Genomic DNA, 12,510 nt, shown 5'->3' on the forward strand with positions numbered 1-12,510 from the left:
GAACGGTCGCGCATCCCTGAGGGGGTCCGCGGCCGTTTTTGGGTGGGTAAGGCGCTTCGGTAGGAAATTGGAGGCTAAACGGTATAATTGAGATAAACGGCCAAAAAGGGGAACGTGTGTTTACAGCCAGAAACGAGTGTGGTATGCTTTAATCATTGTTAATTTTAAAGTTACAAGTATGGGAGGGTACGCATGATAGAGTTTAAGCAGGTAACCAAACGGTATGACGATCAGGTGGCCATCGCGGACCTGAATCTGACGATCCCGACCGGGGACTTTTTTGTGTTGGTCGGCCCCAGCGGGAGTGGCAAGACCACGACCCTTAAAATGATCAATCGCCTCATCGAACCCACCAGTGGGGACATCCTGGTCGACGGGAAGAACCTGCGCGACACGGATCTGCGCGAGATGCGGCTGAACATGGGCTACGTCCTGCAGAACATCGCGCTGTTCCCCAACCTGAACATCCAAGAAAATATCGCCATCCAGCCGGAGTCCCTGGGCTGGCCGCGCAAGCAACGGATTGACCGGGCGCGGGAACTCCTAGCGCAGGTCGACCTCGACCCGGACCAGTACGCGACCCGGATGCCCAGTGAATTGTCCGGTGGGGAACAGCAGCGGGTCGGCATCGTGCGGGCCCTGGCCACCAAGCCCAACGTGGTCTTGATGGACGAACCCTTCAGCGCGCTCGACCCGATCTCGCGCAAGCAGCTCCAGGATCTGGTCTTGCGACTGCACCACGAGCTTCAGATGACCTTCGTGTTCGTGACCCACGACATGCCGGAGGCCTTGCGGTTGGGTCAGGAGATCGCCATCATGCGCAACGGCCATCTTCAACAGATCGGGACGGGGACCGACATCGTGCAGCACCCGGCCAACGATTTTGTGCGCGGCTTTTTCCAGAACCAGTCCGCGCCCCGCGCCGTGACGATTCAAAACCTGCTCAACGCGGGCTACGGCACGCCGACCCAGGCGCCGGCCACCCTGATGGCCACGGATTCGCTGGGAACGTTGGCCCAGGCATTGCGCCAGCAGGCGGCCGTCGTGGTGACCACGGCGCAGGGCCCCCGGCAGGTGACGACCCCGGACCTACTCGATTATCTGGCGGTAAAGGAGGGCGACTAGGGTGCAACAGATTAATCATATTATCCAAACGCAGGGGAGCGAGATCGTGCAGGCGATTGGCCAGCACATCGCCATCTCCCTGGTCTCACTGCTGATTGCGGCGCTCATCGCGATTCCGTTGGCGATTCTGCTGATGAACCACCGGCGCGCGGCGAACGTGGCTTTGCAGATCACCAGTATTCTCCAGACGATTCCTAGCCTGGCCCTCTTGGGAATCCTGATTCCCCTGGTCGGCATCGGGACCGTTCCGTCGATCATCGCGCTGGTGATTTACGCGGTGATGCCGATTTTTCAAAATACTTACTCCGGGTTGACCACCATCGACCCGAACCTCGAGGAGGCCGCCGAAGCCTTTGGCCTGTCGCGCCAGAAGAAGCTGGTTCGAGTCGAGCTGCCGTTAGCCCTGCCGATGATCATCTCCGGGATTCGCATCGCGCTGGTCATGATCATCGGGACCGCCACGCTGGCCGCCCTGATCGGGGCCGGTGGCTTAGGGACCTACATCCTGTTGGGGATTGAGACCAACAATAACGCGTTGCTGATCATCGGGGCCGTCTTGTCGGCCGCCCTGGCCCTCCTATTCGGGGCGGCCATCGACTGGCTGGGCAAGCTGTCGTTTCGCCGGGTCGGCATCGTGCTGGGTGTCGTGGTCGTGCTGATCGGGGGCGTGGCCGGTTACCGGCACCTGGTTCAACCCCAGGCGACCATCACCGTGGCGGGGAAGCTGGGCAGCGAACCCGAAATCCTGATCAACATGTACAAGGACTTAATCGAACAGGACCACCCGAACATCAAGGTCACGACCAAGCCCAACTTTGGGGCGACGACCTTCCTGTTCAAGGCGCTGCAGAGCGGGTCCATCGACATCTATCCCGAGTTTACCGGGACGGTGCTGGAGTCGCTGGTCAAGCACGAGTCGTCGGCGAGCCGTAACCCGCAGGTGACCTATCAGCGGGCCCAAAAGGCGTTGAAGGCTCAATACCAGATGGCTTATTTAAAACCCATGAAGTACCAAAACGGCTACGCGATTGCGATCACGCAGGCCTTTGCGACCAAGTATCACTTGAAGAAGATCAGTGACCTGCAACGCGTCGCGGGCAAGGTCCACGCCGGGTTCGACCCCGACTTTTACCAGCAGAGTGCCGGCTATCCGGGCCTGAGCAAGGCGTACGGCTTTAAGTTCGGCAGCGTCAAGACCATGGAACCGTCGATTCGGTACCAGGCCATCCATCACGGCAAGATCAACCTGGTCGACGGCTACACCACCGACCCCGAGGTCCAGGAGTACCACCTGGTCGTACTGAAGGATGACCAGAAGTTCTTCCCGCCGTACCAGGGCGCGCCGTTGATGACCGAAAAGCTGCTGACGGAGCATCCCGAGCTACGCACCACGCTGAACAAGCTGGCCGGTCGGGTCTCTACGACGGACATGCGCAAGATGAACTACCTGGTCACGGTCAAGCACCACAAGGCCGCCACGGTGGCCCGCGAGTACTTGCAAAAGCAGGGCTTGCTGAAGACGGGCAACTAGACGATGGGGTGGCGAATGCCTACTCACTTGCTGGTGGAGGCGACAATTTTCATCCATTTAAGATACGTGTTCTGCTAGTTGGTAAAAAAAGTCGTGCTATTGACACGTCGTTCTAGCGGTTGGTATTCCTTCGTGGTGAACGTCACGGAAAAAACGTAAACGTCTCTTTGTTACGTTGGATTAAGGATATGGTGGTTTTCCCCACTATCGTCAAGATTGCTGGTGCTCAGATGGGCCCAGACCGTGAAATTGTGGTTGGTCAGCGTTTTTCAGCTGACTTACCACAAGGCCGAGCTTCAAGACACGGTGACTTTCCGTGGCTTGAAGTCGTGCCCACGGTCGTCACGGCCCAGCTGAGCGGAAGCAATCGACAGCTTCCACTGATTGAAATTAGTCAGCAGGCTGCGTATTTAAAATCTCCGCCACCCGGCCCCTTGACATTGCGACAGAAGACGCCTAAGATGACAATTAAATTCTAATCGTTCTGTCATAATTGGCTAGGAGAAGAGTAGTGTTTGGCTGTCCGCTAAGCGAGCCCCCATGGTGAGATCGGGCCGGTAACGCCAACACGAAGATGAGCTCCGAATAGCTATCAAGCGGTTCACGCTGCTTGATCGGTAGGAACCGTTACCTTCCCAGGTATCGCGCTGCGGTACTGATGAGGCTGACCACTGTGGTCGGCGAAGTAGGGTGGTAACACGATGCGTTCGTCCCTAGAACTAGCGATAGTTCTGGGGACGGGCGCTTTTTTTGATGGCTCGATTAGAATAACTGATGATTTTTTAGGAGGAATTGCCCATGACAACCACGAAAACCACAACCATTACATACCCGTACCGCTACGATGTCGTCGGGAGTCTCTTACGGCCCCAAGCCCTGAAGCAGGCCCGGGCCCGCTTCGCCAAGCACCTGATCGACGCCGACGAACTGGCGGCCATCCAGCACGATGAGACCAAGCGCGTGGTCCAGAAACAGGTGGACCTGGGACTCAAGGCCGTGACCGACGGTGAATTCAACCGGAGCTGGTGGCACCTCGACTTCCTGTGGGGCTTAACCGGGGTCGGTCACTACGACTACCAGCAGAGCTACAAGTTCCACGGCAGTAAGACCCGGACCGACAACGCGGACCTGGTTGGCAAAATCGCCTACAACCCAGATCACCCGTTCTTCAAGACGTTTAGCTACCTGCAAACGCTGGTCCCAGCTGGCGTGCGAGTCAAGCAGACCATCCCGTCCCCGACGATGTTGTTCCGGGACAACCGGAGTGACAACTGGCACGAGTTCTACGAGACCTGGGACGCCTACCTGGATGACTTGGCCACGGCCTACCACCAAACGATCCAACACTTCTACGACCTCGGTTGCCGCTATCTTCAACTGGACGACACGACCTGGGCATTTCTGATCAGCCAATTGAACGCCACGGCCGACCAACCGGACGAACACGCAAAGTACCAGCAGCTGGCGCAGGACGCGGTTCAGGTGATCAACCAGGTGCTGGCGGACTTGCCGGCCGACCTGACCGTCACGACCCACATCTGCCGTGGGAACTTTAAGTCGACCTATCTGTTCTCGGGCGGTTACGACGACGTGGCCGATTACCTGGGGCAGCTGCACTACGACGGGCTGTTCTTGGAATACGACAGCGACCGGGCCGGGGACTTTACCCCGTTGAAGAAAATCTGGCACAACGACGCTCATAAGCGCATCGTGCTGGGCCTGATCACGTCGAAGTTCCCCGAACTGGAGAATCCGGACGACATCAAGGCGCGGATCCAGCAGGCGGCCCAATTCGTACCGTTGGACAACCTGGCGTTGTCGACGCAGTGTGGCTTTGCCTCGACCGAAGAGGGGAACCAGTTGACGGAAGACCAACAGTGGGCCAAGCTGAAGCTGGTCAAGCAGATTGCGACTGACGTGTGGGGCAAGTAAGTTTTACGTCCCTTTTACGAATTAGCCACCCAATCGTTACACGCCTTTGCTAAACTCATTAAGCGGGGTCTAAGAAATCGGAAAATCGACGGAAAAGTCGGCATTTTCGCGGTAGAAGCGCTACACTAGGCCTAAATCAACCGATGGGCAATCGGTAGGAGGTCATTTAGTATGGTTAAGCAAACGGTGGTTTTTGGGCACCGGGGGTATCCCGCGAAGTTTCCCGAGAATTCATTGGCGGGGTTCACGTACGCGGTTCAGCACCAGATCGAGGGGTTGGAATTCGACGTTCATCTGACCAAGGACAGTGTTCCGGTGATCATGCACGACGAAAAGATCAACCGGACCACCAACGGTAAGGGCTACATTCGCGACTACACCCTGGCGGAGTTGCGGCAGTTCCAACTGGCGAACGGTGATCCGGTCCCCACGTTGGCGGAATTCTTGCGGGTGGTTGCGAACCAGGACGTGCAGCTGAACCTGGAGTTCAAGACCGATAAGATTCAGTACCCGAACATCGAGCGGATCGTCCTGGGGATGGTCCACGCGACGCCGCTGCGGCATCCGGTGATCTTCTCGTCCTTTCACTTGCCGACGATTAAACGGTGCCAGGTTCTGGCGCCAGACGAACTGTACTGCTGGTTAACGGACCGGCGGGTCAAGGACCCGGTCGGCCTGGTCGCCAAGGAGCACCTGGCCGGCCTGCACCTGAGTCACTATCAAGACGACGTGCCCGTGGTAGAACGCATCTGGACGGTCGACAGCGTCAAGCAGGCGACCAAACTGTTCAACGACCACGTTGAGGGTATCTTTACTGACGACTTTGTGACCATGATGGACTTAAAACACCAATTATTTGCGGAATAAATCAATAAAATCCCAGTCCAGACGTGATTGTCGGTACTGGGATTTTGTGCGTCCAGTATGGCGCTGGTCGTGTTATGGCTACGGTCATTACCGAAAGGGGGGACGGATGGTGTCATTAGGGTCAACGTTACGGAAATGCCGGCAACAACGCAGTTTAACGCAACAACGAGTTGCCGCGGGGATTTGTGCGCAGTCGATGCTCTCAGCCATTGAACACGATCAATACGTGCCTAACGCTCACCTGTTGGTCCGCTTATGCCAACGTTTGGACATCTCGTTAGACCGGCTCAGTTTGGTCGATGGGTTGACCATCAGCACAGATGACCAGCTCAATGATTGTTTGCAACGATATTGTAACGCGCACCAGTACGTTCAATTGAAGGCCTACCTGCAACGCCCGGCTACGCTAAATGCCGTGAAGACCGCGACCCAAACGCAGGCTTACTATTATTATTTGGGAATTGCTGCATTTCAGACTGGCGAATCTAGTGCGACAGCGATTCAGGATCTCCGGTTTGCGATACAAATGACCGAAGGCAAGCAATTGACGGTCCTGACACGACTCGCAACGGTATCGTTAGCCGTGGTATTGGCGAAACGCGGGCAATCCCGGCAGGCTTTAGCGTTAACCCACCAGGCATTGGCCCACATCACGGACGGGGGCTTTAGTGCCAATCTTAGTGTGGTTGATTATTTAGCGGCGTTAGTTTTCACCGAACTGGCCGATTATCCGGCCGCAACGGCGCAGGTGATGACCACAATTACAGTCATTACGGATCACCAGGCATCTTACATGTTGGCCAACTGTTACCGTCTGTTAGCCGAGATTGCCGCCCGGCAGGGAAATGATGGCTCCCGGTTGACAGCGCTACAGAAGCAACACTTTTTGAGCGAACTTTTTCACGAAAAGGTGCCCGAAAAATTTTGAGTTATCAGAATACTGATTAGGCCGGGAAAGTGAATTGGCGTAAGGTAAGGCCATCCTATGAAGGAGGTCTTGATCATGAAATCAGCCTTGTTAACCAACGTTGCTGCTGCGCAAGTACCATTACCCAAGATGAGGGCACTCTTGCAGAATCTGGGGGCGCTCCCCAGTTGGGCGCCGGAAGTTGTGCGGGTAACACCCACGGCGACCGGGTTTCAGATCACCCGAACGACTAATGCGTTGAACTCGCAAGAAACCATCGTGGTGACGACGGTTGATCACCGGGTGACTTACACTAGTACGGGTGGTCGTTTGCGCTATCAATTGGTATTTGAGCTAGTGCCGGTGACGCCGCAACAAACTACGATTCAAGAAAGGCTCTACCTGACGGACACGGTCTACCTGCCAGTTCCGGTCAGCCTAGTGGCACCAGTTGCGAAACACGCTTTTGCCCAAAACCTGAGCCGGTTAATCGCACTGGCTGAAGCTGATAGGCCGGTGTAGGGACGGCGATTACAGGAATCGTCAAAAAACCGCCAATTTTGGCGGTTTTTTGTGAGTCGGGCTTTCGATTGAGACTTAGTTGGCGAGTACGTGGCTAAACGCCGCGCTCAATTGTTGAACGTCGAATTCGTACGGTGCCAACGACTGGTTGGCGTACTTGAAGTGGCCGGTGTGATCGAGGTCGCTGGCCTTGAGCGAAATCTCGATGTTCGTGCTCAGGCGGTTGAACTTCAGTCCCCGTAAGACCAAGGAGAGGGCCAGCGCCGCTTGGAACCCGCCGTGGCCGCCATAGGAGACCATGCTGACGGGCTTGCCGCGCCATTCGTCGTACAGGCAGTCCAGCGCATTCTTCAACGGTGCCGGGTAGCCCCAGTTATATTGTGGAAATAAGAGGACGAACCCTTGGTAGCTCTGAATCAATTGGCTCCATTGCTGCGTGTGCTCAAGTTCGTAGTGGTGATCGCTGGGCATGGCGATTTCGTCGAGTAGGGGCAGATTGATCTGAGCCAGGTCGATGACGTCGACGTCAAGGTCGGGCGTCTTGAGGTGTTTTTGTAACCAGTCGGCAATGCTGGGCCCGATACGACTGGGCCGGGTTGAGCCGACGATAATACCGATTTTCGGATTAGACATAGCGCTTCACTCCTTTACTTAGTTCGTGCATCGTGCACATAATAGCATATTTCTGGTATACTAACAATGAATCAGAAGCCGATTGGTGTCTGACGGAACTTATTGATGGAGAGGCGTGAGCGCATGAATCATGAAATTTTTGAAGCGTTATTTGATATCGTCACTTTCTTTAATCAACCCCAGCAGGACCGCCACCTCTTGCAGGCGGCCCGGGTGCAGTTGGACCCCGCCGCGCTGCCCATCGTGGTCCGCGTGGGGCGGCACCCCGGTCTGAGTATCGGGGAGTTGGCCGACCAGATTGGGCGGAACCATTCATCGATCAGTCGGCAAGTGGATAAGTTGATGGCCGCCGGTTGGCTGGAAGAATCCGAACGACGGGACCAACGCGTGCGGCGGCTGACCCTGAGTCCGGCGGGGCAGCGGGGATTGACGCAGATCAAGGTCGCCCGGGAGGCGGCCATGCAGGAAAAACTCGCGGGGTACAGCGACGCCGAGCAGGCCGAGCTCCTGCGGGTCCTGCGGCGGTTGGCCAAGACTTTGCTGACCAAGTGATTTGAGCGAGTCGACCCGCAAACGACAAAAATTAACCCCATTGAATCAAACTGGGATTTAGTCTGATTCAATGGGGTTATGAATTTGAGGACAGTTCAGTGAAGGTAGTTTCCGGGTACCTCGACCCTGTCATCAAAAAAGCTTTAGTTTGTCGTCTGTTTGTTAAGCAATCTTTACGACAGATTTATCATAACAGAGAAACGGTCGGATTTGGGGCTTCCAGACGATTTGTAATATTACAAATTTAACGGCTCGGTCATTTAGGGTTGACGGGGATCGGCGACGGTCGAAATTTGTCCGGCCAAATCCTTGCCTTCGAGTGGGCTGAAGGGGTTATACTGAGACCAATTAAACTAATTGGAGGTTTCGTAAATGGCAGTATTAACGGATACATTCAGTTTAGCAAACGGAACGAACATTCCGCAGGTGGGCTTTGGGACCTGGCAGATTCCGGGCGGTCAAACGGCTTATGACGCCGTGGCCAACGCCCTGAAGACCGGCTACCGGCACATCGACACGGCCAAGGCCTACGCCAATGAATCCAGCGTTGGCAAGGCCGTCCGGGACTCCGGTATCGATCGCGGTGACCTCTTCGTGACCACCAAGTTGCCGGCCGAGACCAAGTCGTACAAGGGGGCCTTGGCCGATTTCAAGACGACCATGCAGAACCTGGACATCGATTACGTCGACCTGTACCTGATCCACGCGCCGTGGCCATGGAACGAAATCGGTAAGGACTGTGACGCCCAGAACCTCGAGGTTTGGCAAGCCATGGAAGAGATCTACGCGTCCGGCAAGGCCAAGGCGATTGGAGTCTCCAACTTCAACACCCACGACCTGCAAAACGTGCTGAACCACGCTGAGGTGGCGCCGATGGTCGACCAGATTCAGTACTACGTGGGCTACACGGAACCGAAGATCGTGAAGTTCGCCAACGCGCACAACATCTTGGTCGAGGCCTACTCACCCCTGGCGACTGGGGACATGTTGAACAACCCCGCCGTGAAGGAAATGGCGGCCAAGTACCACGTTTCCGCGGCTCAGCTGGCCCTGCGCTTCTGCCTGGAGAATGGGGTGCTCCCATTACCGAAGGCGACGAGCCAAGATCACATCGAAGCCAACGCGCAGTTGGACTTCTCAATCAGTGCGGCCGACATGGTCACGCTGAACGGGATGGCCGATACCGCGGCGAACCATTTCCACAATGCCACGCAAGGGTAATTGAAAACTTTCGGAACGACCCACTCCCGCTGAAGGAGATGGGTCGTTTTTTGCGTGAAACCGAGTAGCGCGTCAGGGGGGGTGGGCCGGTACCTGCCGAACCGACTCGACATGGCAGCAAGCCCCTACTGGGAGTTTTCAGTGAGAATGAAAACTCACCGAACCACGACTTCACATGCCGGTGTGAGGGGATGAAAATTCAATCTAAGCCAATCAAGACTACCAGGTTAAACCAATCCGACTGATAACGGCCAGCCCGTAAACGGAGTACCCTGCACCAATCGATTTGTTAGGACTATACCAATTTAGCTTTCTTCACCGTAAAAACTTGTGAAAATGGCGCGAAATCTATTTACAGGCGCAGTCGATAAGTCTATCTTAATAGACAAGAACATAGGTGAAGGAGTCATGGAGAGCATGAGAGAACAGGGAGAATTAGAACGAAAGATTGGGACCTTTCAAGCGATTACGATTAACATGTCCCAAATGATGGGGGCCGGGCCGTTCATCACCATTCCGTTGGTGTTGACCGCCATGGGCGGACCCCAAGCGATGTTTGGCTGGATTGCCGGGGCGATTCTGGCCCTGCTCGACGGTCAGATTTGGAGCGAGCTTGGCAGTTCGCTGCCCGGTGAAGGAGGGACCTACAACTATCTGAAGGCTGCCTTCCACGACAGGACGGGGAACCTGATGCCGTTTCTCTTCATCTGGTCGGTCCTGCTGGCGACGCCCCTGACGCTGTCGAGCGGCGCGATTGGCCTGGCCAACTACATGAAGTTCTTTGTGCCGGGCCTGACCGGCCTACAGACCAAGCTGATTGCCGTTGCCGTCACGTTGCTGGCGGTCGCGCTCCTGTACCGGCGGGTCACCAGCGTGGCCAAGATTTCCCTGGTACTGTGGATCGGCATGATCCTGACGGTCGTCCTGATCGTGGTCACCGGGGTCCTGCATTTTGACCCCCAGCTGGCCTTTGACTTTCCTAAGGGGGCCTTCGTCCCGAACAAGTTCTTCCTGGGCCTGGGGGCCGGCATGCTGCTGTCCATCTACGATTACCTGGGGTACTACACCTCGGCCTACATGGGCGACGAGCTGACCACGCCGGGCAAAACGCTGCCGCGCTCGATCACGTTGTCGATTCTGTTCGTGGCGCTGATCGACCTGCTGATGAACATCGGAATCATCGGTTACGTGCCGTGGCGCGAGGCCGCGCACAGCACCAACGTGGGGTCACTGTTCATGACCCGCGCCTGGGGCCCGATTGGCGGGACCATCATCACGGTCCTGATCATCTGGACCTGCTTCGCGTCGGTGTACACCGGCCTGCTGGGCGCCTCGCGGATTCCCTACAACGCGGCCAAGGATGGCGTGTTCTTTAAGCAATTCGCCCACCTGCACCCCAAGATGAAGTTCCCGAACTATTCGTTGCTGGTAATCGGGGCCATCATGGTGGTCTGCTGCTTCTTCGATTTGACGACCGTGATCAACGCGTTGATGGCGGTCCAGATCGTGGTGCAGTTCATGATGCAGATCATCGCGCTGTCCGTGCTGCGCAAGAAGCAGCCGACCCTCAAGCGGCCGTACAAGGAACTCCTGTACCCGCTGCCGAGTCTCATCGCCTTTCTGGGCTGGGGCTTCGTCTTCTTCTCCTCGGGAACCAGCGCCATCAGCCTGGCCGTGATTTGGACGGTCGTCGGGATTCTGGTATTCTTAGGACGGTCATGGGTGGTCAAGACGGACTGGCCCTTTAAAAAACAAGCCTAGTGGGGGAATCATTGTGAAAAAAACAGACGGCGTGCTCGCCATCGATATCGGGGGCACCAAGATTGCGCTGGCGGCGATTGACGCGGCCGGCACCTGGTTGGCCCAGGAAAAATTCATCATCGCCGGACTGGCCGGCCCAGCCATCGTGGCACGACTGGTGGCCGCTTGCCAGCGCCTGCAAGCCCAGACACACCTGACGCTGACCGGTATCGGGGTCAGTACGATCGGGGTGGTCGACGGGGATCACCTCAAGCTGGTGCCGACGATTCCGGGTTGGGACCAGGTCAACCTGCGGGGAGCGTTACAGGCCCAAGTGGCGGACGTCCCCGTTTGGCTCGAAAATGACGTGAAGGCGGCGACCTACGCCGAGGTCCTCAACGGGGCCCTGAAGGGAACGACCACGGGCCTTTACCTGAACCTGGGCACTGGCATCGCGACCGGCCTGTCCCTGGGCGACCGGGTCCTGCACGGCAGTCACGGGGCAGCCGGGGAGATCGGCTACCTGCAGATCGACGCCGCCAGTGAGGATGGTTTTGCGACCGGCCACGCGCCGTTCGAGGAGGTCACCGGGGGGCAGGCGATTGGCCGTCAACTGACGCAACTGCTGGGTCACCCGTACAGTGCCAAGGACCTCTGGAACGATTCCCAGCCCACGGCGCCCGTGCGGCGGTTCAAGGAACGCTTGCTTGACCTCTGGGCCTTTCAGCTCAGTAACCTGTGCATCGCCTGGGACCCCGCCGTGGTGGCCGTGGGGGGTGGCATGGAGGCGGCTTACGACCAGATTGCGCCGGTCCTCACCGCACGACTGCGCCAAAGCGTGCCGTTCCCACCGGTCCTGAAGCCCGCTTTTTACCAACAAAATGCCTCACTAAACGGCATCGCTCTCCTGGCGTTACATGCCGGGCAGGCTCACGCGTAGGGCGTTACGTGGGGGACCCCGCATTAAGACATCAGGTAGGACGCGGTTTAGCCAAAACAGGAAGAAAACCCTCTTAATGAGAATTTTCTTCCTGTTTTTTGTTGCCGTATGGGCGAACCCGGATATGAGTGGGTCGCAATTATCCATCCGTTGGATAATCAGTTTGTTTCAATAGTTTGGTAATTTATCATGTAAAATCGGAGTATTGAGGCCCTCACGTGACAATGATTCTAACAGATACGGTATATTTATCGTGGAGGGGGAGAATTGTTCGAACACCGCTGAGGCGGTGCGCGAATGAGCCGCCCCGGGGAATCTAATCTTTGACGGGGGGTAATCATATGTTGGGATTCTTAAATGATTCGGTGCTTTCTGGACTGTCATTAGTGGCGACCTTCTTATTGATTTTCTTCTTTGTTTACGGGCTGGTCACGTTCTGTTACCGAGCTTGGCAGGCCAATAAGAAGTGGCGGGATCACCGGAAATGGATGGCCTCGATGCGGCCTACGGGGATCCAGTTTTGGAAGGAATAACGGCGTT

General features: G+C 56.5%; 12 protein-coding genes. 11 read left to right on the forward strand and 1 reads right to left on the reverse strand.

What is annotated here, in order from left to right; genetic code table 11:
* Window positions 1–192: 192 nt before the first annotated feature.
* From FD37_RS04885 to FD37_RS04910, 6 genes are all read left to right on the forward strand, one after another.
* Entirely contained in the window at window positions 193–1,125 is a 933-nt protein-coding gene (locus FD37_RS04885; RefSeq protein WP_056963869.1) for an ABC transporter ATP-binding protein, read from the forward strand.
* Between the two features lies 1 nt (window position 1,126).
* Window positions 1,127–2,656, forward strand: a complete 1,530-nt coding sequence (locus tag FD37_RS04890; RefSeq protein ID WP_056963871.1) for an ABC transporter permease/substrate-binding protein — start codon at window positions 1,127–1,129, stop codon at window positions 2,654–2,656.
* A gap of 798 nt (window positions 2,657–3,454) precedes the next feature.
* Window positions 3,455–4,588 (forward strand): vitamin B12 independent methionine synthase, encoded by a 1,134-nt coding sequence (locus FD37_RS04895; RefSeq protein ID WP_056963873.1) that lies wholly within the window; start codon window positions 3,455–3,457, stop codon window positions 4,586–4,588.
* 171 nt (window positions 4,589–4,759) lie between these two features.
* The gene (locus FD37_RS04900) at window positions 4,760–5,455 is read left to right on the forward strand and encodes a glycerophosphodiester phosphodiesterase family protein (RefSeq protein WP_045807588.1); all 696 of its coding nucleotides are present in this window, start codon (window positions 4,760–4,762) and stop codon (window positions 5,453–5,455) included.
* A gap of 106 nt (window positions 5,456–5,561) precedes the next feature.
* The gene (locus tag FD37_RS04905) at window positions 5,562–6,383 is read left to right on the forward strand and encodes a helix-turn-helix domain-containing protein (protein ID WP_235807852.1); all 822 of its coding nucleotides are present in this window, start codon (window positions 5,562–5,564) and stop codon (window positions 6,381–6,383) included.
* A 75-nt stretch (window positions 6,384–6,458) separates the two neighbouring features.
* A complete protein-coding gene (locus FD37_RS04910) occupies window positions 6,459–6,884 on the forward strand; it encodes an SRPBCC family protein (RefSeq protein ID WP_056963875.1) in 426 nt (141 codons plus the stop codon).
* Window positions 6,885–6,959: 75 nt separating this feature from the next.
* On the opposite strand, the gene FD37_RS04915 is transcribed toward FD37_RS04910, so the two are convergent.
* Window positions 6,960–7,517, reverse strand: a complete 558-nt coding sequence (locus FD37_RS04915) for an NADPH-dependent FMN reductase (protein WP_056963877.1) — start codon at window positions 7,515–7,517, stop codon at window positions 6,960–6,962.
* A gap of 123 nt (window positions 7,518–7,640) precedes the next feature.
* On the opposite strand from FD37_RS04915, the gene FD37_RS04920 reads away from it, so the two are divergent.
* The 5 genes from FD37_RS04920 (at window position 7,641) to FD37_RS04940 (ending at window position 12,503) form a co-directional block, all read left to right on the forward strand.
* Complete coding sequence (locus FD37_RS04920) at window positions 7,641–8,069, forward strand: MarR family winged helix-turn-helix transcriptional regulator (protein WP_082605126.1); 429 nt, start codon at window positions 7,641–7,643, stop codon at window positions 8,067–8,069.
* A gap of 372 nt (window positions 8,070–8,441) precedes the next feature.
* Window positions 8,442–9,290, forward strand: a complete 849-nt coding sequence (locus tag FD37_RS04925) for an aldo/keto reductase (RefSeq protein WP_056963882.1) — start codon at window positions 8,442–8,444, stop codon at window positions 9,288–9,290.
* Window positions 9,291–9,707: 417 nt separating this feature from the next.
* Entirely contained in the window at window positions 9,708–11,051 is a 1,344-nt protein-coding gene (locus FD37_RS04930; protein WP_056963884.1) for an APC family permease, read from the forward strand.
* 13 nt (window positions 11,052–11,064) lie between these two features.
* Entirely contained in the window at window positions 11,065–11,970 is a 906-nt protein-coding gene (locus FD37_RS04935; protein ID WP_056963886.1) for an ROK family protein, read from the forward strand.
* Between the two features lie 341 nt (window positions 11,971–12,311).
* Window positions 12,312–12,503: a hypothetical protein gene (locus FD37_RS04940; protein ID WP_045807580.1), complete on the forward strand. Its 192-nt coding sequence runs from the start codon at window positions 12,312–12,314 to the stop codon at window positions 12,501–12,503.
* The last annotated feature ends 7 nt before the right edge of the window (window positions 12,504–12,510 follow it).

Source organism: Levilactobacillus spicheri DSM 15429, from assembly GCF_001435095.1.
GTDB classification, from domain to species: Bacteria; Bacillota; Bacilli; order Lactobacillales; family Lactobacillaceae; genus Levilactobacillus; species Levilactobacillus spicheri.